This is a genomic window from Ruegeria sp. YTSA075 (assembly GCF_059610245.1).
Window position 1 is genome coordinate 58,777 of sequence record NZ_JBXWNG010000004.1, and the last position, 21,314, is coordinate 80,090.

The 21,314-nt window shown below is 60.0% G+C and carries 20 protein-coding genes; 11 read left to right on the plus strand and 9 right to left on the minus strand.

The annotated features are described in order from the left end of the window. The first annotated feature begins 152 nt into the window (after positions 1-152). Entirely contained in the window at positions 153-878 is a 726-nt protein-coding gene (locus AC2FGE_RS08835) for an SDR family NAD(P)-dependent oxidoreductase (protein ID WP_496818850.1), read from the plus strand. A 13-nt stretch (positions 879-891) separates the two neighbouring features. Here the strand turns inward: AC2FGE_RS08835 and AC2FGE_RS08840 are convergent, their stop codons facing one another. Then, complete coding sequence (locus AC2FGE_RS08840; RefSeq protein WP_496818851.1) at positions 892-1,179, minus strand: I78 family peptidase inhibitor; 288 nt, start codon at positions 1,177-1,179, stop codon at positions 892-894. Positions 1,180-1,308: 129 nt separating this feature from the next. Here AC2FGE_RS08840 and AC2FGE_RS08845 point away from each other — a divergent pair, with 129 nt between their 5' ends. Further along, positions 1,309-2,421, plus strand: a complete 1,113-nt coding sequence (locus AC2FGE_RS08845) for an S-(hydroxymethyl)glutathione dehydrogenase/class III alcohol dehydrogenase (RefSeq protein WP_496818852.1) — start codon at positions 1,309-1,311, stop codon at positions 2,419-2,421. Between the two features lie 52 nt (positions 2,422-2,473). Here AC2FGE_RS08845 and AC2FGE_RS08850 read toward each other — a convergent pair whose 3' ends face one another. Both AC2FGE_RS08850 and AC2FGE_RS08855 read right to left on the minus strand, forming a co-directional pair. Further along, positions 2,474-3,412, minus strand: a complete 939-nt coding sequence (locus tag AC2FGE_RS08850) for a DMT family transporter (protein WP_496818853.1) — start codon at positions 3,410-3,412, stop codon at positions 2,474-2,476. 143 nt (positions 3,413-3,555) lie between these two features. Further along, positions 3,556-3,969, minus strand: coding sequence for a group III truncated hemoglobin (locus AC2FGE_RS08855; RefSeq protein WP_496818854.1), 414 nt, complete (start codon positions 3,967-3,969; stop codon positions 3,556-3,558). Between the two features lie 153 nt (positions 3,970-4,122). Here AC2FGE_RS08855 and AC2FGE_RS08860 point away from each other — a divergent pair, with 153 nt between their 5' ends. Continuing rightward, on the plus strand, positions 4,123-4,587 hold the full coding sequence (locus tag AC2FGE_RS08860; RefSeq protein WP_496818855.1) for a DUF1203 domain-containing protein: 465 nt from the start codon (positions 4,123-4,125) through the stop codon (positions 4,585-4,587). A gap of 20 nt (positions 4,588-4,607) precedes the next feature. On the opposite strand, the gene AC2FGE_RS08865 is transcribed toward AC2FGE_RS08860, so the two are convergent. Then, on the minus strand, positions 4,608-5,549 hold the full coding sequence (locus AC2FGE_RS08865) for an ABC transporter ATP-binding protein (RefSeq protein ID WP_496819249.1): 942 nt from the start codon (positions 5,547-5,549) through the stop codon (positions 4,608-4,610). A gap of 87 nt (positions 5,550-5,636) precedes the next feature. On the opposite strand from AC2FGE_RS08865, the gene AC2FGE_RS08870 reads away from it, so the two are divergent. Together AC2FGE_RS08870 and AC2FGE_RS08875 are read left to right on the plus strand one after the other, a co-directional pair. Beyond that, positions 5,637-5,813: a zinc-finger domain-containing protein gene (locus tag AC2FGE_RS08870; protein ID WP_170533977.1), complete on the plus strand. Its 177-nt coding sequence runs from the start codon at positions 5,637-5,639 to the stop codon at positions 5,811-5,813. A gap of 82 nt (positions 5,814-5,895) precedes the next feature. After that, entirely contained in the window at positions 5,896-6,366 is a 471-nt protein-coding gene (locus AC2FGE_RS08875) for a hypothetical protein (RefSeq protein WP_496818856.1), read from the plus strand. Positions 6,367-6,515: 149 nt separating this feature from the next. Here AC2FGE_RS08875 and AC2FGE_RS08880 read toward each other — a convergent pair whose 3' ends face one another. Further along, positions 6,516-6,947 (minus strand): hypothetical protein, encoded by a 432-nt coding sequence (locus AC2FGE_RS08880; RefSeq protein ID WP_496818857.1) that lies wholly within the window; start codon positions 6,945-6,947, stop codon positions 6,516-6,518. On the opposite strand from AC2FGE_RS08880, the gene polA reads away from it, so the two are divergent. Beyond that, a complete protein-coding gene (gene polA, locus AC2FGE_RS08885; protein ID WP_496818858.1) occupies positions 6,915-9,716 on the plus strand; it encodes a DNA polymerase I in 2,802 nt (933 codons plus the stop codon). The two genes, AC2FGE_RS08880 and polA, sit on opposite strands and share 33 nt — an antisense overlap. 43 nt (positions 9,717-9,759) lie before the next feature. Here the strand turns inward: polA and AC2FGE_RS08890 are convergent, their stop codons facing one another. Then, positions 9,760-9,990 carry a DUF2798 domain-containing protein gene (locus AC2FGE_RS08890; protein ID WP_496818859.1) on the minus strand — a complete coding sequence of 77 codons (231 nt, stop codon included), beginning with the start codon at positions 9,988-9,990 and terminating at the stop codon, positions 9,760-9,762. 70 nt (positions 9,991-10,060) lie between these two features. Continuing rightward, positions 10,061-10,816 (minus strand): hydroxypyruvate isomerase family protein, encoded by a 756-nt coding sequence (locus AC2FGE_RS08895; RefSeq protein WP_496819250.1) that lies wholly within the window; start codon positions 10,814-10,816, stop codon positions 10,061-10,063. Between the two features lie 178 nt (positions 10,817-10,994). Between AC2FGE_RS08895 and AC2FGE_RS08900 the strand changes: the two genes are divergently transcribed. Next, positions 10,995-11,930 carry a DMT family transporter gene (locus AC2FGE_RS08900; RefSeq protein ID WP_496818860.1) on the plus strand — a complete coding sequence of 312 codons (936 nt, stop codon included), beginning with the start codon at positions 10,995-10,997 and terminating at the stop codon, positions 11,928-11,930. Here AC2FGE_RS08900 and AC2FGE_RS08905 read toward each other — a convergent pair. Beyond that, positions 11,927-12,505, minus strand: coding sequence for a DUF1285 domain-containing protein (locus AC2FGE_RS08905; RefSeq protein WP_496818862.1), 579 nt, complete (start codon positions 12,503-12,505; stop codon positions 11,927-11,929). The two genes, AC2FGE_RS08900 and AC2FGE_RS08905, sit on opposite strands and share 4 nt — an antisense overlap. A 64-nt stretch (positions 12,506-12,569) precedes the next feature. Here AC2FGE_RS08905 and AC2FGE_RS08910 point away from each other — a divergent pair, with 64 nt between their 5' ends. From AC2FGE_RS08910 to AC2FGE_RS08925, 4 genes are read left to right on the plus strand one after another with little or no spacing between them, the layout of a single operon-like run. After that, entirely contained in the window at positions 12,570-13,577 is a 1,008-nt protein-coding gene (locus AC2FGE_RS08910; protein WP_496818863.1) for an AAA family ATPase, read from the plus strand. After that, positions 13,574-14,449, plus strand: coding sequence for a DUF58 domain-containing protein (locus tag AC2FGE_RS08915; protein ID WP_496818864.1), 876 nt, complete (start codon positions 13,574-13,576; stop codon positions 14,447-14,449). The genes AC2FGE_RS08910 and AC2FGE_RS08915 overlap by 4 nt, the downstream gene beginning before the upstream one ends. Further along, on the plus strand, positions 14,446-17,208 hold the full coding sequence (locus tag AC2FGE_RS08920) for a DUF4159 domain-containing protein (RefSeq protein WP_496818865.1): 2,763 nt from the start codon (positions 14,446-14,448) through the stop codon (positions 17,206-17,208). Before AC2FGE_RS08915 ends, AC2FGE_RS08920 begins: the two co-directional genes overlap by 4 nt. Beyond that, on the plus strand, positions 17,205-19,247 hold the full coding sequence (locus tag AC2FGE_RS08925) for a hypothetical protein (protein WP_496818866.1): 2,043 nt from the start codon (positions 17,205-17,207) through the stop codon (positions 19,245-19,247). The genes AC2FGE_RS08920 and AC2FGE_RS08925 overlap by 4 nt, the downstream gene beginning before the upstream one ends. Before the next feature lie 11 nt (positions 19,248-19,258). Here the strand turns inward: AC2FGE_RS08925 and pbpC are convergent, their stop codons facing one another. Further along, on the minus strand, positions 19,259-21,295 hold the full coding sequence (pbpC, locus tag AC2FGE_RS08930; protein ID WP_496818867.1) for a penicillin-binding protein 1C: 2,037 nt from the start codon (positions 21,293-21,295) through the stop codon (positions 19,259-19,261). Positions 21,296-21,314: the final 19 nt, after the last annotated feature.

The following is a 21,314-nucleotide window of genomic DNA, read 5'->3' on the forward strand; positions in this document are numbered from 1 at the left end:
ACGTAGCAGGTTTCATGTCGGATCAATCAGATTAGATTATTTTCGATGCTGCTCTATATTGTGACGTCTGCGTCGAATTTCCTGTATGGCGGCGTGATCCAGCATCCGTGCCCGCCCGTAAAAGCACTATCAGAACACAATACGGCCCAGACATGAGCAGCTTTGACGGAAAAACCTATTGGATCGTGGGCGCTAGCGAGGGGCTCGGCCGTGCGTTGGCCGAGGGGCTCAGCCGTAAAGGCGCACATCTGGTCCTGTCGGCGCGCAATGCGGATCGGCTGGACGATATTTGCGCAAGCCTGCCCAACGCACGCGCGGTGCCTTTTGATGTCACCGATCTGGATGCGGTGCGCCGTGCTGTGGGCGATGCCGGAGAGGTCGACGGGCTGGTTTACAATGCCGGAGCCTATGAGCCGATGCGTAGCGCCGATTGGGAGACCGAGGCGGTACTGGCCATGACCGATGTGAACTATACCGGAGCGTTGCGGGTTCTGGGTGAGACGGTGCCGTCCTTCGTGCGCGCCGGTCGCGGCGATATCACTCTGATCGGGTCTCTGTCAGGCTATCGCGGATTGCCTGCGGCTGTGGGCTATGCGGCCAGCAAGGCGGCTTTGGTGTCGCTGGCAGAAACCATGCGCTTTGATCTGGCGGGCACAGGGGTCACGGTGCGTATCGTCAATCCAGGTTTCATCAAGACCCGCCTGACCGAGAAGAACAATTTCAAGATGCCGATGTTGATGACGGCTGAGGACGCGGCAGATCGTGTGATCAAAGCGATGTCGCGTCGTCGTTTCCGTACCGATTTCCCGGCCCCGTTTTCGTGGGTCATCCGGTTGCTGGACTATCTGCCGGATTGGTTGATCTACCGCGGTAAATAGCGTTAATCCACGGTCAGCCGCACGTCAGGCGTAGGATTACCCCGGTTTCATCCACAAACACATTCAGTCTGTCGATGCGATAATCCTGCGTTGCAATGTCGTTGGGCCCCAGCACGCGGCTGCGTTCGGGCAGATCGGCCTGAATGGTTGAAACCTGCTGGCCAATCGTTTCGGTAAAGGGATCGCCCTGGCAAAAAGCCAGATCGACCGGTGCCGCCTCTGGCTCGATTGGAGGTTCTTCGGAGACCGGCGGCTCGGAACAGGCGGCGAGAAGGAACAGGATTGGAATAAATCGGTGCATTGGCGTTCCCCGTTCGGCAATGTCGTTTCTGTATTTTCAATTATTTGAACAGTCTGGCATGAATGCACGGTTGAAAAAACCCCGGACTTGACGCAGGGTCGAGGCAAATAGAACAGGGAGAACATTACTATGCGCACCCGTGCAGCCGTTGCTGTTCAGGCTGGTAAGCCTTTAGAAGTTATGGATGTGAACCTCGAAGGCCCCAAGGCGGGCGAGGTTCTGGTTGAGATCAAGGCCACCGGCATTTGCCACACCGATGAGTTCACCCTGTCGGGTGCGGATCCCGAGGGCTTGTTTCCGGCCATCCTGGGTCATGAAGGCGCAGGCGTGGTGGTCGAGGTCGGCCCCGGTGTGACCAGTCTGAAGCCCGGTGATCATGTGATCCCGCTCTACACCCCGGAATGCCGCGAATGCGAGTACTGTCTGCATCCCAAGACTAACCTGTGTCAGGCGATCCGCGAAACTCAAGGTAAAGGGCTGATGCCCGACGGAACCTCACGGTTCTCGACCCTGGATGGCGATCCGATCCTGCACTACATGGGCTGCTCGACCTTCGCGAACCACACGGTTCTGCCGGAAATCGCGCTGGCCAAAGTGCGCGAGGACGCGCCGTTCGACAAGATTTGCTATATCGGTTGCGGCGTGACCACCGGCATCGGAGCGGTGATCAACACTGCCAAGGTCGAACTGGGCAGCCGTGCCATTGTGTTCGGACTGGGGGGCATCGGTCTGAACGTGATCCAGGGCCTGCGTCTGGCCGGTGCCGATCAGATCGTCGGTGTCGATCTGAACCCATCGAAGGTGGAAATGGCCACCAAGTTCGGCATGACCGATTTCGTCAACCCGAAAGAGGTCGAAGGCGATCTGGTGCCCTATCTGGTCAATCTGACCAAGGGCGGTGCGGATTACACATTCGACGCCACAGGTAATGTGGGCGTGATGCGCGACGCGCTGGAATCTGCGCATAAGGGCTGGGGTGAATCGATCATCATCGGCGTGGCCCCTGCGGGTGCCGAGATCTCGACTCGTCCGTTCCAACTGGTCACCGGCCGCTCGTGGCGCGGCACGGCCTTTGGCGGCGCGCGGGGCCGGACAGATGTGCCCAAGATCGTTGACTGGTACATGGATGGCAAGATCGAGATCGACCCGATGATCACCCACACCATGGGTCTGGATGACATCAACCACGGCTTCGACCTGATGCATAAGGGTGAGAGCATCCGGTCGGTGGTGGTTTACTAAGACACCACGCTTATTAATCTTGACAACGGCGCGCGGGTTGGCGCGCCGTTCTTCATTCCCCCGGTCGTGACGCACCCGTATCCGACCGAGGTGAGCGAACCCGCAGAACCGGAGTGTTCACGGACGTGGTGTTGGATCGGCTTTCCCGCCAAACCACAAAAACACCAGACGCGATGATGATACTTGCGCCGACGGCGACCCAGCCGTCTGGGCGCTCGCCAAAGAAGAGCATACCGAACAAAGTGGCCCAGATGATCTGGCTGTACTGGCTGGGTGCAACCACTCCGGCAGGCGCGGCACGGTAGGCGAGTATGATCAGGTGCTGGGCGATGACCGAGAACACGCCGACCAGCGCCATCATCGCAAGATGCAGCAGCGAAGGCGGTTGATAGACAGCGGGTTGCATCAGGCTCATGACCACAATGGCCAGCAGCATGGGATACAGGATCAGGACAGCGGATCGTTCCTCATTCCCGATCTTACGCACCAGAACAGACCCAAACGCGCTACAAAACGCGGCGGTCAGCGCGGCCAGGTGGCCCAGAGTGATGTCCGTTGAACCGGGGCGTAGAACGATCAGAACCCCAATCAGGCCGACGCCTACGGCGGCCCAGCGCTGGGCGCGGACGACCTCTCCCAATATCGGGATCGACAGAACGGTGACGATCAGTGGGAAGGAAAACAGCAGCGAATAGACCTCGGCCAGTGGAAGCACCGAAAAGGCGTAGAAGGCACAGACCATGGCCGTGACCATCAGAGTTGACCGCAACAGCACCAGCCAGGGGTGGTGCGGTAAGAAGTTCCCGGTGGTTCGGTCGGTCAGGATCGTCACCGCCATGGGGACAAAGGAGAACAGAGTGGCGAAAAAGATGATCTGCATCACCGAATAGGTTCCGCCCAGCACCTTGATCAGTGCGTCATGCGTAGCAAATACCGCGAATCCAAGAAACGCGTAACCAAGTCCCCGAAGGGTGGTGTTCTGAGTGCTCATCACTGTGGCCTCGGGTGATGTTGGTGTGGTGGCACAATGCCGCGCAGCGCAATGTGGGCTGTCTGCCCCTAAGTAAACCCAATTGGCCAGCCCGCATAGTCCCTATTTTACCGCTAACAGTGCAAAGCCGCCATGCCGAGGGATCAACGCAGGATCGGCGGCGCATCCTTGGGCTGACGCGCCGATTGCACCCCTGCCTTCATCCCCACCCCGATGCGTCGCGCCAGAGCGACCCAGGGCGTTGCGGTTTCGGATGGCAGCGTCTGGGTTGCGACCTCTTCGAACAGATCCAGCCAATGGGCGAACATGTCGGGCTGAACTGCCGGCCTTTCGATATGAACCCGCTGCGGATTGCCATCATACCCGCGCTCAAACAAGATTGCGTTGCGCCAGAATGAGGCGATCTTTTCCTCATGCGCGGGCCAGTCATCGACATGTTGCGCAAAAACGGGACCCAGCACCGGGTCGATTCGGACACGGGCATAGAAGGCGCGGACTTGCACATTGATCTGATCAGGCGTGGCCGGAAAACGCGGCGGCAGGACGGGTCGGGTCATAGTGTTTTGGTCCTAACCAGAATCCCGGCGGTTCTACAGGCGTGGTTTTGTCGCGCTTATCCTTACGGCCAATGGCGACAGGCGATTTGCGCAGGAATCGGGTCGCGCGGCGTGGTCATGATTGGGCATGGTCCGGAAAACTGGAGGATTGATATGTTCAAAATCACTGCATTGCCCACTGACGAAGTCCGCACCCTGCAGCAGGGTGGTCCGGATGCCTATGGAGCCACGTCAGAGCACGCTGTTTCAACCGGCGCAGGCAATCCCTGCCGTCATTGTCTGCAAAACATACCCGAAGGCGCGCCGATGCTGGTTCTGGCGCACAGGCCCTTTGCCGCAACGCATCCTTATGCGGAAACCGGGCCGATATTTTTGTGTGCCGAACCCTGCGAGCGCTATGAAGGGGATGAATTGCCCGAGATTCTGACCAGCTCTCCTGACTATCTGATCAAGGGATACGGGCAGGATGACCGGATCGTTTATGGCACCGGAGCGATCACCCCCACGGATCAGATTGGTGCAAAGGTCAAAGATATCTTTGACCGTCCCGATGTGGCCTATATCCACGTCCGATCTGCGCGCAACAACTGCTATCAAGCGCGGATAGACCGGGGCTAAGGGCGGGTTCTAAGCCGCGCTTAGGACGTTCGAGCCTGAGACGAGGTCAGGGCAAGGAACACATCCTCAAGGTCAGCCTCCTCTGTGCGCACATCACGGATGCGGATACCCGCGGCACGAACGGATTCCAAAACCTGCTCGGCGCTGGTCTGGGCGCTGCGATACTGCAATAGCAGGCTGCCATCATCGCGAAGCGAGGCCTCGACCCCGTCAGCCGAGGGCAGATCCGCAACCGAGCTATCGGGTATGATCACCATGGTGCGCCGGTCCATGCGGCCCAGCAAATTGGCGGTGCTGTCCTGGGTGATCTTCTCACCATGGTTGATGATGGCGATCTGATCACACATTTCCTGCGCTTCTTCGAGGTAATGCGTGGTCAGGATGATCGTCATTCCCTGTTCGTTCAGCTTGCGCACGTTGGTCCAAAGCATCTGGCGCAACTCGATATCGACACCGGCCGTGGGTTCATCCAGAACCAGAATCCTGGGGTGATGCACCAGCGCCTTGGCCAGCAGCAACCGCCGCCGCATCCCGCCCGACAGCGTGCGCGCATAAGCCTCGGCCTTGTCGCTGAGGCCGACGAGTTCCAGAATCTCGTCGCTGCGGCGCTGGGCCTTGGGTACGCCATACAGACCGGCCTGCACCTCCAATGCGCCGCGCGGGGTGAAGAACGGGTCCAGGTTCAGCTCTTGCGGCATCACGCCGATGGCGGCGCGGGACTGGCGTGGGTTCTGATCCTGATCGAAGCCCCAGATCGAAACCTTGCCGGAGGTTTTGATCACCAGCCCGGCCAGAATATTGATCAGGGTCGATTTACCCGCGCCGTTCGGGCCCAAAAGCCCAAAGACCGAACCGCTTGGGATGGACAGGTCAATCCCCTTCAATGCGTGCTTCTCGGGCTGACCCTTGCTTGCCCGATAGGTCTTGCGCAGACCTTCGATCCTGATTGCCGCATCGCTCATGTGGCTCTTGCCCCCGGATTGCTCATCGCTCATAAACGCACCTAATGCATGCCCGCGAGGCCGACAACCAGTGAAGGATCGCCAGCCGTGACCATCGAAGCGCCGGAAACCAAGATCGTCGAAACCACCCGTGTCGCCTGTGACGGCGGCGAAGGTGCGCTGGGCCATCCGCGCGTCTGGCTTCAAATCCCCGAAGATACCGGCTGGGTCGAGTGCCCCTATTGCGACTGCAAATATGTTCTGAAAGGCACAGAGCAGGGCTGATTGCTGGCCCAATCGGGTTTCGCCCAAATCTCGCCGTGTTTGTTGTGCTATTGCATTGGTGCAAACAGCGTAGGCGAGCGTGATGACCGACATTGCACCCAATGACTCTGCCAACCCGATTTTCGGTTGGATTGGCTTTTGCATCGCCTCCTTGGCGCTGTTTGCTGCCTTGTTCGTCTTCTGGGCTGGACCCTTCGCGCCGCAGCAATCCACAGGCGTGTCGCTGGGTGAACTGGCGGCTGAAATCGGCAAATCCACCCTGCGATCTGCGGCGGGATTGGAACAGCCCGAGCCTGTTGCCCGCGCACGCGATCTGGATGATTTCCTGCAGATCGGTGTGGCGATGTTGGGTGGTTTGGCGGTTGTTCTGTCGGTCGTTGGTATCCTGCGTCACGAAAGGCGGCGCCCTGCTATCGCCGGGATTGCCGTTGGTATCGGCGCAATCCTGTTTCAGTTCTTCGCCTTCGCGTTTTTTGCCTTCCTCGGCGTGTTGGTCATTATGGCTTTGCTCAACAGCTTTTCGGACGTTTTCAGCGGCTTGTTTGGCGGGTAGTCTGAAAGCGTTTCGGGTAGCAAAACGTCTCTAACTAATGGGTTTGGAGGCTACTTTGCACATTTCCGCCGCGTCGATATCGCCATACTCATTAAGCAGGAATTGCTCGACGTTGAAACCGGTCCATACGCGAAAGGGTTCGCCATTGCTCAGCGCACCGAGGCCAGTGGCGGTGCCGGTCTCTGGATGTTGGTAGGTAAAAAAGCTCGCCCTGACAGCGCGTTGTCGCAGGTGATGTTGGCTTCGCCCAATCCGAAAGATCCTTGCGATACCCATTCTCCGTAACATGCGAAGTCGGCACTGCTTTGTCCGGCAAAGGTTCCCGTACTCCATCCAATAGCCCGACCGGTAAAGTAGATACCGTCCTGACCGAGGCAGGCAAGGATCGGTACGCAATTCGCACCAGTTGACTGGTCAGCTACACAATCGATTGGCAGTTTGGGGCCAGAATATGCCGGTGCTGCCAGAACAGTGATTGCGGTCACAAGCGGGATGGCGGATAAAAAGCGCTGAATGAACATGATCAGCACTTTAGGGGGCGCGACACCATGAGCAAGGGCAATTTCGGAAAAGGGTGTCACCTGCATCTGATCGACGGATCGGCCTTTATTTTCAGGGCCTATCACGCTCTGCCACCGCTGACACGGAAATCCGACGGACTGCCGATTGGCGCGGTTTCGGGCTTTTGCAACATGCTGCAGAAATATGTCGAAGGGAATGATGGCCCGGATGCACCGACCCATGTGGCGGTGATCTTCGACAAGGGCTCTCATACGTTCCGCAATGACATGTATGACCTCTACAAGGCCAACCGCGAGGCGATGCCCGAGGACCTGCGTCCACAGATGCCGCTGACCCGTGAAGCAACAAAGGCCTTCAACATCGCCTGTAAAGAGTTGGAGGGGTATGAGGCCGACGACATCATCGCCACCCTTGCTGTTCAGGCACGCGAGGCTGGGGGCAGGGTGACCATTGTCAGTTCCGACAAGGACCTGATGCAGCTGGTTGGCGATGGTGTGGAAATGCTGGATGCGATGAAGAACAAGCGCATCGACCGCGATGGGGTGATCGAGAAATTTGGTGTCGGCCCTGAACGCGTGGTCGATGTACAGGCGCTGGCCGGGGATTCCGTTGACAACGTGCCGGGCGCGCCGGGGATCGGGGTCAAGACCGCAGCGCTGCTGATCAATGAATATGGCGATCTGGAAACCCTGCTGGACCGCGCGGAAGAGATCAAGCAACCCAAGCGTCGCCAAACGCTGATCGACAAGCGCGACCAGATTGAGCTGTCGAAGAAGCTGGTGCAGCTGGATGAGCAAACCCCACTGGATTTCACCCTTGATGACCTTGAGGTAAAGGACCCCGAGCCCGAAACCCTGTTGGGCTTTCTGGCGGATATGGAGTTCCGCACCCTCACCAAGCGCATTGCTGACAAGCTGGGGGCTGAGGCCCCGACCATCGCAGATGCACCTGCGCCCGAACTTGTGTCTGAGGTTGAGGATACTCCATTCGACGCCTCGAAGTACGAATGTGTGCGGGATACGGCGGCGCTGCAAATCTGGGTCGACCGGGCCTATGAAACCGGCTGGATCGCCGTTGATACGGAAACCACCGGCCTGAACGAGATGATCGCCGATCTGGTTGGCATATCCTTATGTGTCGAAGCGGGTGAGGCCTGCTATATCCCGCTGACCCATCGCGCCAATGCAACCGATGATCTGTTTGGATCGGACGATCTGGCCGAAGGGCAAATGGCGTTGGATGACGCTCTGGCGATGCTGAAGCCCATGTTCGAGGACCCGTCGATCCTCAAGATCGGGCAGAACATGAAATACGATGCCAAGATCTTTGCGCGCTATGGTATCGAGATAGCCCTCATCGATGACACGATGCTGATGTCCTACGCCATGCATGGCGGTGAGCATGGGCACGGGATGGATACTCTGTCCGAGCGTTATCTGAACCACACGCCGATCCCGATTAAACCGCTTCTGGGCTCGGGCAAATCGGCGATCACCTTCGACAAGGTGCCAATTGATGAGGCCACGGCCTATGCGGCCGAGGATGCGGATATCACGCTGCGCCTGTGGCAATTGTTCAAGCCGCAACTGCATCAGGTTCAGGTGACGACGGTTTATGAAACCCTGGAACGCCCTCTGGTTCCGGTTCTGGCTGAAATGGAGATGCATGGCATCAAGGTGGACCGCGATGTGCTGAGCCGGATGTCGAATGCCTTTGCGCAAAAAATGGCCGGGTTAGAGGCTGAAATTCACGAATTGGCCGGTGAGAACTTCAATGTCGGCTCGCCGGCGCAGTTGGGAGAAATCCTGTTCGACAAGATGGGGCTCGAAGGCGGCAAGAAAGGCAAGACTGGGAAATATTCAACCGGGGCCGATATTCTTGAGGATCTGGCGACCGAGCATGAATTGCCGCGCCGTGTTTTGGACTGGCGGCAGCTGTCCAAGCTGAAATCGACATACACAGACGCGTTGCAAACCCATATCAATCCGGACACGGGCCGCGTGCATACGTCTTATTCGATTACCGGGGCGAATACCGGTCGTCTGGCCTCAACCGATCCGAACCTGCAGAACATTCCGGTGCGCACAGAGGAAGGGCGGCGCATTCGCGAGGCGTTCATTGCGGAACCCGGCAATGTACTGGTCAGTCTCGACTACAGCCAGATCGAACTGCGGATTCTCGCGCATATCGCTGGGATTGATGCGTTGAAACAGGCGTTTGCCGACGGGCTGGACATTCACGCCATGACCGCGTCCGAAATGTTCGATGTCCCGCTGGATGAGATGACGCCGGATATTCGCCGTCAGGCCAAAGCGATCAACTTTGGTGTGATCTACGGCATTTCGGGCTTTGGGCTGGCGCGCAATCTGCGCATTCCGCGGGCCGAGGCGCAGGGGTTTATCGACCGCTATTTCGAACGCTTCCCCGGTATTCGCGCCTACATGGACGACACCATCGCATTTGCGAAAGAGCAGGGCTATGTGCAGACCTTGTTTGGGCGCAAAATCCACACGCCTGAGATCAATGCCAAGGGGCCGCATGCGGGGTTCTCGCGCCGGGCGGCGATCAACGCTCCGATTCAGGGCACCGCTGCGGATGTGATCCGGCGCGCGATGGTGCGTATGCCCGACGCGATTCAAGGGCTGCCCGCCAAGATGCTGTTGCAGGTGCATGACGAATTACTGTTCGAGGTGGCCGAGGAAGGGGTGGACCAGTTGATCGACGCGGCGCGCGATGTGATGGAGGGGGCCTCGGACCCGGCGGTGAAGCTGGACGTGAAGCTGGATGTTGACGCCGGGCGCGGTGCAAACTGGGCCGAGGCACACTAAGGCGCGCCGCTCATCACGCCCGATGGGCCCTCTTCGCGGCGGGTCAGGCCTTGGGCCTGACCAGTCGGTCGACCAGCCGTTTGACACTCGGCCCTAGGGTCACAATGACCGTGAAGGCTATGGGCCAGCAAAAGGCCCAGGCGGCCATCCAATCCCCAAACGTGCCCGGCCCAAATCCGATGGCCTTGACCGTGGCGATCCCGGTCACGATGCAGGACATCAGCCCTGACATGATCAGGCAGAACACAACATGTGACAATCGGGCATGGGTCATCAGTATCATCCGTTCCTTTACCGCGCCAAGCTGTGCGATATTTTCGCAGTAAATACCAGTGTCGGGCGCGTTAGCGCGCCATCCAGCCCAGTGAATCGACAGTGTGTGGCGTCGTTGGGTTGTATTCGGCGCTGACCCATCCGTCGTATCCGCTGTTGTCGATGGCGTCGAACAGGGCGGGAAAGTCGATCGGGCCATCGCCCGGCTCGGACCGGTCCGGGGCGGCTCCGATCTGGGCATGGGTCACGCGGCCCTGATATCGCTGCCATATGGCAAGCGCATCCCCGTGGATCATCTGCGCGTGGAAGCTGTCAAATTGCAGGCCGATATTGAGGCGGTCCACCTGATCCAGAACCTCAGCCGCAAGCGCGTAGTCGTTCAGGAAATAGTCGGGCTGCGACACAGGGTTCAGCGGTTCTATGGTGAACTGCTGATTTGGCGCAAAGTCTGCCGCCCATTGCAGGTTTTGCACAAAACACGTCATCGCCTGCGGCCCGGAGGTGTAGCCTGACATGATATGTATCGTCTGCGGGCGCAGCAGTTCAGCATAGCGCAGGACGCGCCGGATATCGGATTGGAACCGCGCCTCGCCGCCTGGCACAGCCGCATAACCCGGCTGGCCGCCCGTGTAGTTAGGCGGAGGGGCGTTGATCAGAACCAGCTCCAGCCCGTTGGCCAGCAAGGCGCGGCGGGTTTCCTTTGCCGCCAGATCGTAAGGAAACAGAATCTCGACGGCCTTGAACCCGGCGCGCGTGGCGGCTTCGAAACGATCAAGATACGGCAGCTCGGTAAAGAGCAGCGAAAGATTGGCAGCAAATCTGGGCATGAGTGGTCCCGTGGTTCGGTGGGCTGACCCTAACGGGCGGGCGAACTTCAGGAAAGAGACTGAAAACGACAGATTGTCGAAAATCGACCAGAACACGACAGGCAAAGTATCAATCTTCAAAGCCACACGGCGAATCATTTTCATGCGCCGTTCCTTATGAAGGTCCGATCCTATGGCGATGAGCCCAGACCCCGTGCGCGGGACATCTTTATCTGTGCCTGGTGGGCGCGGCTCGGCCTTGCCCGGCAATGGGCTGGCTGTAGCATCCATGCTGACATGGGCTGCCGGATTTCCGGCGGCTGAGATCCTGTTGCAAAGCTGGCCGCCGGTGGCGTTGTTCGCGGCACGGTTGCTGATGGCGGTGGCCGTGATGGTGCCGATCTGGATTCTGATTGACGGCCCCGGCCGCGTGTTGCGCGCCAGATGGGGGCACGCGCTGTTTGTGGGTGGTGTTCTGGGTACGGGCATGTTCCTGCTTATTGTCGCGCAGAAACTGACCGACCCGGTGACCGTGGCGCTGATCGCCTCCTGTGCGCCCTTGTTTGCGACCCTGATCGAACTGGCGACCGGCACACGGCGGTTACGGTGGAGATTCGCCGTGGCCGTGATCATCTCGATCATCGGTGGCCTGATTGCGACGAACGCTGTGGCCCCGGCCCAACTGGGATTGGGGGCAACCTGCGCCATACTGGCCACCGGATTGTTCTGCTGGGCCTGTATGGCAACGGCACGCGACTTCCGGGACCTGAGCCAGACCGGGCGCAGCACGATTACCTTCACAGGTGCGCTGGTCACGTCGCTGGTGCTGTACGCCGTGGCTGTGCAGATTGGGATGCCGGTCGTGCCAACCACCCCGTTTGATGCGTCGCAGGCGGGGATGCTGGCGATCTATGCGCTTGTGTCGATGGGGCTGAGCCAGGTGTTCTTTGTCGCCTCGATCGAAAGGTTGGGCGTGGCGCTGGCCTCGTTCCACGTCAATATCGCACCGTTCTATGTGATGCTGATCATGCTGATGCTGGGGGACAATTGGAACTGGACCCGCGCGCTGGGTGCAGGAATTGTCGCCATGGCTGTGATTCTGGCGCAGGACCGCAAGGTCGCGCGTATCGCTTAGCCCGGTAGGTCTGACGCTGAGATTAGCGGAAAGAACTGGCCGCCCGACCAGACACCAAACCAATCATCATGCTTGGTGCCAATATCCACGAGTCGGTAGAAGCTTTTGCGGTCAATGCGTGCTTCAAGGTTGTTTCGGATCAATACGTAGGGCGCAGGTTCTTCTGTTTCCGTATCGATGACAATACGGATCGGATGATCCGGCCCGGCAATAGCCGTATCGCCCACATGGGTGGAAAATGTCAGGTCTTGTGACACGCCATCTCCCGTCTGGTCGAAGTCGACGGCAAGAAACGGCGCATCCTCGACGGTGATTCCCACCTTCTCGACCGGGGTCACGAGGTAATACTTGCCGTCTTCTTTCTTAAGAATTGAGGAAAAAAGCTTCACCAACTCGAACCTGTTGATCGGCGACCCTAAATAACTCCAAGAACCATCTTTGGCGATCTTGATGTCCAGATCGCCGCAAAACGGAGGATTCCACAGGTGAACGGGCGGTAGACCCTTGGTTTTGGCCGCTTTGACTGATGCAGCCAAACCATCCGGCGAAGGTTTCACGGGTTTTTGTCCGCTCATTGCTTTTGCCATTTCCTCTTAGCGCGATACACTTCATCTATAATAGTCCACGGAAGGGAAAGTCATGACCGAACCTGCCGACCTCGTATCCGAGATCGAAGCGCTGGAAACCAAGTTGCAGGAGGCCAAGGCCTCGATCACCCGCCGCTTCATCGGGCAGGAGAGGGTTGTGGACCTGACCCTGACAGCGCTTTTGTGTGGCGGGCACGCTTTGTTGATTGGTCTGCCGGGTCTTGGGAAGACGCGACTGGTCGAGACGCTGTCGACCGTGATGGGCCTGCATGGAAACCGAATTCAGTTCACGCCCGACCTGATGCCTGCCGATATTCTGGGGTCCGAAGTTCTGGACACGGCGGATGACGGCAGCCGTCATTTCCGGTTCATCTCAGGCCCGATCTTTTGTCAATTGCTGATGGCGGATGAGATCAACCGCGCCAGCCCAAGGACCCAATCGGCGCTGCTGCAGGCGATGCAGGAACGCACGGTGACCGTGGCGGGCGAGGATCGCTCGCTGGGTGTACCCTTCCACGTGCTGGCCACCCAGAACCCAATTGAGCAGGAAGGCACCTATCCCTTGCCCGAGGCGCAGCTGGACCGGTTCCTTGTTCAGATCGATGTTGAATACCCGGATCGTCAGACTGAGCGGGACATTCTGCTGGCCACCACAGGCGTCGAAGAAGATGACGCGCATCAGATTTTCACCAAAGAGGAATTGCTCGCCGCGCAAGTCCTGTTGCGCCGGATGCCGGTAGGGGATTCGGTTGTCGAACTGATCCTCGATCTCGTTCGCGCCTTCCGCCCGGATGAAGCGGGCGTGTCCGAGCGGGTCAAGGAAACCGTCGCCTGGGGGCCCGGTCCCCGTGCGGCACAGGCGTTGATGATGACGGTTCGGGCGCGTGCCATGCTTCAAGGGCGTTTGGCGCCGAATGCCGAAGATGTGCTGGATATGGCTCGCCCGGTGCTGAGTCATCGGATGGCGCTGAACTTCGCGGCACGGGCGCGGGGCGACAGCTTGTCAGACCTCATCGAATCCACCGCCGCTGGACTGATCCGAACCGAGGCTGCGGCGTGAATGCTGCGCTGACCCTTCGAGAACGATCCGAGGCCGAGGCATCGCGGCTGCCGCCCCTGTTGGCGCGCGCCGAACACCTGGCCGGAACCGTTTTGTTGGGCGACCATGGTCGGCGGCGATCCGGTATGGGCGATGATTTCTGGCAATATCGCCCTGCTCAGATCGGAGATAGTCGCCGGATGATCGACCATCGTCGATCAGCGCGAGGGGACCAGCAATTTGTGCGCGAACGCGAATGGCAAATTGCGCAATCGGTGATGCTGTGGGTCGATCAGGGCGCGTCTATGCGCTTTGCTTCGGACAAAGGCCTGCCTACGAAATCGGACAGGGCGCGGTTGTTGGGTCTGGCTACGGCCATTCTACTTGTGCGCGGCGGTGAACGTGTTGGCCTGACGGGCACAACCTTGCCGCCCCGGCGCGGCAATGCGCAGATCATCCGATTGGCGCAGGCCTGGTCCGAGGATGATCAGTCGGACTATGCCCCACCTGAACACCGCGCCATGATCCCGCATGCGCGTGCTGTGTTCATATCCGATTTCCTAGGCCCAATGGATGAGGTTGAACTGGCACTGACCAAAGCCGCTGACCGCGGCGTGCGCGGTGTGATCTTACAGGTGTTGGACCCAAGCGAGGAATCGTTCCCCTATCGCGGTCGTACCATTTTCGAAAGCGTTGGCGGGACCACCCGCCATGAAACCCTCAAAGCCGGAGACCTGCGCGATCGCTATCTGGACCGATTGGCGCAGCGCAAGGACGCGCTGACACAACTGTGTCGCGTAACCGGATGGCAGCTGGGTCTGCATCGCACCGGCGATAGCGCGCAGGCGGCGCTGCTTTGGCTCTATCGCGCGTTGGACGGGGGCACGCGATGACGGTTCTGGCGGGCATAGGCTTTACCGCCCCATGGGTGCTGTTGGGTCTGCTGACCTTGCCGATCCTGTGGTTGATTCTGCGTGCCGTGCCCCCCGCGCCGATCCGGCGCTTGTTCCCGGCGGTGACATTGCTGCTGGGGTTGAAAGATGACGAGAGCGTTTCGGACCGCACACCGTGGTGGCTGCTCTTGCTGCGTATGCTGGCAGCGGCAGCGATCATCATTGGCTTGGCGGGTCCGGTTTTGAACCCCTCGCGCGATGAAACGGGCACCGGGCCTTTGCTGCTGGTGCTGGATGCCAGCTGGGGTGGTGCTACACGGTGGTCCTCGACGCTGGACCAGATCGATGCGCAATTGACCGAGGCGGGCCGCTCAAGCCGCCCTGTCTCGATCCTGCGATTGACCGAACCGGAACCGCCGGTGTTTCAGGCGGCAGAGGCGTGGCGCAATCGTCTGCCCGGTCTGGTTCCAAATCCGTGGCAGCCTGCGGAGGCGCAGATCGAACAGATCATAGCAGCGCTGGATCAGGTAGAAGGCGGGTTTGATACGCATTGGTTCAGTGATCGGTTGAGCTATGACGGCCATGAAGGTTTAGTGTCAGCGCTGCAATCTCGCGGCGAAGTGACGGTTTATCAATCCCCTTCGGATGCATTGGCCATCCTTCCGGCAGCCTATCAGGATGGCGTCATTCAGGTGACGGTGTTGCGGGCCGAACCTGGCCCTGAGGAAACCGTGACCATTCTGGCGCAGGGCCGTGATCCTGCGGGTACCGCGCGCGTTCTGCAATCTGCTGAACTGGCTTTTGAGGCAGGCGCGACCGAGGCGCATATCGAACTTGCCCTGCCATCGGAACTGCGCGCCCGGATCACTCGGTTCGAGATTCAGGGCCAAAAATCAGCCGGGGCCGTAACGCTGACCGATGACAGCCTGCGCCGGCGCGAGGTTGCGCTGATCGCGGGGACGGTGAACCGCGAAGGGTTGGAGCTGCTGTCGCCGCTGCACTATCTGACTCAGGTTCTGATCCCCACAGCGGATTTCGTCGAAGGTGGGTTGCTTGAGGTTCTGCCTGCAAACCCGGATGTGATCGTTCTGTCGGACGTGGCGCAAATGTCTGACACGGAACAGGCGGGTCTGATCGAATGGGTCGAACAGGGCGGCCTGTTGCTGCGCTTTGCCGGGCCCCGCATGGCCGCCAGCGATCTGGGCCGGGACGAAGAAGACACGTTGCTGCCCGTGCGCCTGCGCAGCGGTGGGCGTACTGTCGGTGGAGCGATGAGTTGGGGCGAGGCCAAGACACTGGCCCCGTTCGCTGAAGCGTCGCCCTTTTACGGGCTGCAGATACCCGGTGATGTTGTCGTCTCAACCCAAGTCATGGCTCAACCGGATCCCAATCTGGCGGATCGGGTGATTGCGTCGTTGTCGGATGGCACGCCTCTGGTCACCCGCAAGGCATTGGGATTGGGTCAGGTGGTCCTGTTTCATGTGACTGCGGATGCGGAATGGTCCAGCCTGCCACTCTCGGGCCTGTTTGTGGAAATGCTGGATCGTCTGGCCGTGGCCTCGGCTGCGAAATCGCGCCAAGTGGATCAGTTGCAAGGCACCACGTGGGAACCTGTGCAGATCATGGACGGCTTTGGTACGTTGTCCGACGCGGGCACTCTGGCGGGTGTGGATGGCGTCGAACTGGTCTCTGGCCATATTGGTCCCGATATCCGCCCCGGTCTTTACGAAAGCGGTAAGCAAAAGCTGGCACGCAACGTGTTGGCCGAAGAGGCAACCCTGCGCCCGGTTGTCTGGCCCGCTGGTGTTCCAATCAAAGGACAGGAAGTAACGACCGAGACGCCATTGGGTGGTTTGCTGCTCAGCCTCGCGCTGATCCTTTTGACCGTGGATGTGATCGCGTCGCTTGCGTTGTCAGGCCGGTTGGGTCTGGCCAAAGCAACGGCTGTTGCGCTGGGGGGCCTGCTTTTGGTGCCTGAGGCGCAGGCGCAAACGCCGGATGATACGGATTTCGCTCTCGCCGCCACACAAGAGTTGGTTCTGGCACATGTTCTGACCGGCGATGCGCGGGTGGACGATATCGCGCAGGCAGGCCTACGTGGCTTGGGGCAGACGCTGTTCTTCCGCACATCTGTAGAACCGGCAGAGCCGTTTGGTGTGGATCTGGAACGCGATGAATTGGCCTTTTTCCCATTGCTTTATTGGCCGATCACACCCGATCAGTCGCAACCATCAGCGCAGGCCTATGCCAAGCTGAACGCTTATCTGCGGTCAGGCGGCATGATCCTGTTCGATACGCGCGATGCGGATATTGCCGGGTTCGGCGCTTCCAGCCCAAATGGGCGCAAGCTGCAACAGCTGGCCGCCCCGCTGAATATCCCCGCGTTAGAGCCTATTCCGCGTGATCATGTCCTGACCCGGACCTTTTATCTGTTACAGGATTTTCCGGGCCGCTATGCGGGCACCGAGGTCTGGGTTGAAGCTGCGCCGCTGGATGCCGAGCAGATCGAGGGGATGCCCTTCCGCAACCTCAATGACAACGTGACGCCAGTGGTGATTGGCGGCAACGACTGGGCCGGGGCTTGGGCAGTGGACCGCAACGGGCAGGCGTTGCTGCCGGTGGGACGCGGTTATGCGGGCGAGCGGCAGCGCGAGCTGGCCAACCGCTTTGGTGTCAATCTGGTGATGCATGTCCTGACCGGGAACTATAAATCCGATCAGGTCCACGTGCCTGCTCTGCTGGACAGGTTGGGACAATGACCGGAACTGTCATCTTTGATCCGCTAATTCCATGGCCCATGCTGGCCGTCGTTGCCGCAATTGCGGTTTGCGGGATCGTTCTGGCCCTCTGGCGAGGTCTGTCCGGTTGGGCGCTGCGCGGCTTGGCTGCTTTGGTCGTGATCGCTGCTCTGGCCGGTCCGGTGTATCAGGTCGAAGATCGCGCGCCGCTGACCGATATCGTTCTGATGATCGAGGATGAAAGCGCCAGCCAGTCCCTTTCGGATCGCGCGGATCAGACCGCCGAGGCCGCTGAGGCGCTGGCCGCCGAGATCGACTCGCGCGACAATACCGAACTGCGCCGCATTCGCGTTGGCGACGGGGATGGGGATGAAGGCACGCAGGTGATGGCCGCCGTAAACGCTGCGCTGGCCGAAGAACCACGTGCGCGGATTGCCGGTATCCTTGTGGTCTCGGACGGGATCGTCCACGACGTCGATCAGGCCCCCGACCTGCCTGCACCGATGCATCTGCTGGAAACCGGGCGCGAAAGCGATTGGGACCGCAGGCTGATCGTCCGCAACGCGCCTGCCTTTGCTATTATCGGCGAACCTGTAACATTGACTTTGCGGGTCGAAGACAGTGGCGCCGCACCTGTTGGTGCCGCAAATGCACCCCTTGAGATTTCCGTTGACGGCGGTGAGCCGCAGCAGTTCACCATCCCGATTGGCATGGACGTGGAATTGCCCATCACGCTGCCTCATGGCGGGCGCAATGTCATCCAGTTCACGGTCCCAGAGGCCGAGGGTGAGCTGACGGATCGCAATAACACTGCGCTGATCCAGATGAATGGTGTCCGTGATCGGTTGCGCGTTCTTCTGGTCTCAGGCGAGCCGCATCCGGGCGGTCGCACGTGGCGCAACCTTTTGAAATCAGATAGTTCCGTTGATCTCGTTCACTTTACAATCCTGCGCCCACCGGAAAAGCAGGATGGCGTGCCGGTCGATGAACTGTCACTGATCGCCTTCCCGACCCGAGAGCTGTTTCTGGAAAAGATCAACGACTTCGACCTGATCATCTTTGATCGTTACAAACGACGCGGCATCTTGCCCGCGATCTATCTGGACAACGTGACCGACTATATCAACGATGGCGGCGCAGTGCTGATTGCAGCGGGTCCTGATTTTGCCACTGCGGACAGTATTTTTCGCTCACCGCTCGCGTCGATCTTACCGGCGCAGCCAACCGCGCGCGTGATCGAAGAACGCTATGTGCCTATGGTCAGCGATCTGGGCCACCGGCATCCAGTCACCACCAATCTGGGTGATTCCGAGGATTGGGGCGCATGGCTTCGTCAGATCGACGTGAAACATCGCGAGGGTCAGGTTTTGATGACGGGGGTCGAGGACCGCCCGCTGTTGGTTCTGAACCGGGTGGGTGAAGGGCGCGTTGCCATGCTGGCTTCGGATCACGCCTGGCTCTGGAGTCGGGGGTTCGAGGGCGGCGGGCCGCAGCTGGAACTGCTGCGCCGTCTTGCCCATTGGATGATGAAAGAGCCGGAGCTGGAGGAAGAGGCGCTGTGGGCCGAGGCCAATGGCCAGTCGATGCGCATCATCCGTCAGACCCTCGAAGAAGAGGTTGGCCCGGTGACGATCACCAGCCCTAATGGCGAAACGCTTGAGATGACACTTGATGAGGTCACGCCCGGTCGGTTTGAAGCGCAGTATTTCGGGCCTGAGATTGGTCTTTATCGCTTGCAGGAGGGCGACCTGATGGCTGTGATCGGGCTGGGCCCCGCCGCACCAAAGGAGTTTGAGCAGACCATCGCAACGGGCGACGTTCTGGAACCGGTGATTGATCAGATGCGTGGCGGCGTCATCCGCTTGGAGGATGGTGTGCCTGCGGTCCGCAACGTCCGGGCCGGGCGACCGGCGGCCGGGCGCGGCTGGATTGGTCTGACGCCGCGCGAGGCGTATGAAACGCGTGATGTTACCCAGGCCGGGCTGCTGCCCCCCTGGTTGGTGCTGCTGCTTGCGGGTGGGTTCCTGTTGGGCGGCTGGCTGCGCGAAGGTCGCCGTTAAGGGTTCACACCTTAATCGACCTGGATCGAGACCTGATCAGACGCGCCGCGTGCATCTACCACCACCAAGTGTGAAAAACCACGACCGGGATTTGGGATATCAAACTCTCGTTGCCGTTGATCTGTCAGCACCGGAACCCCATCAGCCAACAGGGAAAACGGCCCAACCCCGCCGCGCAGTTTGACGGTCAGGGGGGCTCCGTTCGTCTCTAACACGGCGTTGTTTGGTGGAAATACCAGGTCGGGCGCGCTTGGGTCTTTCTCAAACGCGGCGCTGCGCGGTTGGAACCGTTGCAAAGGCTGGGGCAATTCAGCCGCGCCAAGGATCAAAGTGGATGGGGGCGGCGGGCGCAAGGGTGTGGGGGCGGGTTTCAGATGCCCGAAGGCTTCAAACAACAGGGGGGCGGCCAGCTCTCCTCCAAAGGCGCCGGGCACTGGGGTGCCATCAGCACGGCCCAACCAAACCCCGATGACATGCTGCCCGTCAAAGCCAATCGCCCAAGCGTCACGATGCCCATAAGACGTGCCGGTTTTATAAGCCAACCCCTGCCCAGCAGCACCCGAAGGGGGTGCTAGCCCAGACAGGATGTCGGCCACCTGCCACGCGGCGACATCTGAAAGGGTGCGCGTGGTCTGTGTCCGGCCAGCCAAAGCATCGTGATATAGAACTGGCCCCTGACCCCCTGCTGCGAGCGTCGCATAAAGTTGCACCAGATCCCGCAGGCTGAGCCCGACGCCGCCCAGCGAGATCGCCAAACCGGGTGCGCCGCCACTTAGTTTCGGCTGCGTTCCGGCATCGCGCAGGGCGGCCATGACACGGGCTGGGCCGAGTTCATTCGTTAATCGCACGACGGGGATGTTCAATGACAGTTGCAGCGCGTCGCGCACCCGGACATCGCCACGAAACATACCGTTGAAATTGCGCGGGGCGTAGCGGCCAAACATCACCGGGCTGTCGCTGATCAGGGTTTCAGGATGGGCCAGTCCCTGATCGAAGGCCATGCCATAGATCAAGGGCTTGAGCGTCGACCCGGGCGAACGCACCGCGCGGGTCATATCGACAAATCCCTGCCGCGCGTCCTGATAGCCTGCTGATCCGACCGAGGCGAGTACGTCACCGCTGTGATGATCGGCCACGATCAGAGCGCCCGAAATACGCGGACCCGCTTCGGAGGCTGCTTGGGCCACCAATACCTCTAGCCGGGATTGAAGGCGCGCATCCAGGGTCAGATCGTGGGTCTGGGCCTCGGGGCGCGCGCGTAACGCGTGATCGGTCAGATGCGGCGCATGGCGTGGGAAGGGGCGCATCTGCGTGGGAACCGCTTCAATCAGCGCCGCCTGCATGTCGTCTGACGACAACACTCCATGCCGCTGCATCCGACGCAAAACGCGATTGCGGGCTTTTTCCGCATTCGTATTTGCCCGATCCGGCCGGCGGGATTCGGGCGCTTGCGGCAGGGCCACCAGCAACGCTGCTTGCGCAGCCGTCAATCGCGTCGGGTCTTTCCCGAACCACGCCCGCGCGCCTGCGCGAGTGCCTTCCAGATTGCCGCCGTAGGGCGCGTGGATCAGATAGAGGTCCAGAATCTGCTGCTTGCTCAGCCGTTGCTCCAGCGCCAATGCGACCCTAACCTGGCGGAGTTTGCCGCTCCATCGTCCAGTGGGGCCATCCTCGATCAGCCGCGCAACCTGCATGGTCAGGGTCGATCCGCCCGAGACTGCGCGGCCATTCCAGAGTGCTTGACCCGCAGCGCGGATCATCGCAGCAGGATCGATACCATTGTGAGACCAGAACCGCTTATCCTCATACCGGATCAGCATATCGACAAAGCGAGGGTCAACCGGGCCGGGCTGCATCCGCCAGATGCCATCCTCGACCGGAAAAGCCCGCAGCAAAGCACCATTGCGGTCCCGCATCTCAACCGAGGTTTCGGCCAGAACCGGAGGCAGGATGGTCGCGTCGACCCACTCCTCGGCGCGGTCCCGTGCAAAAGCGGTCAGGTAGAGCGCACTGGCCAGCGCCATTAGCAATGTGGCGCGTCTAGGCATCCCGGTACCCTGCTTTTTG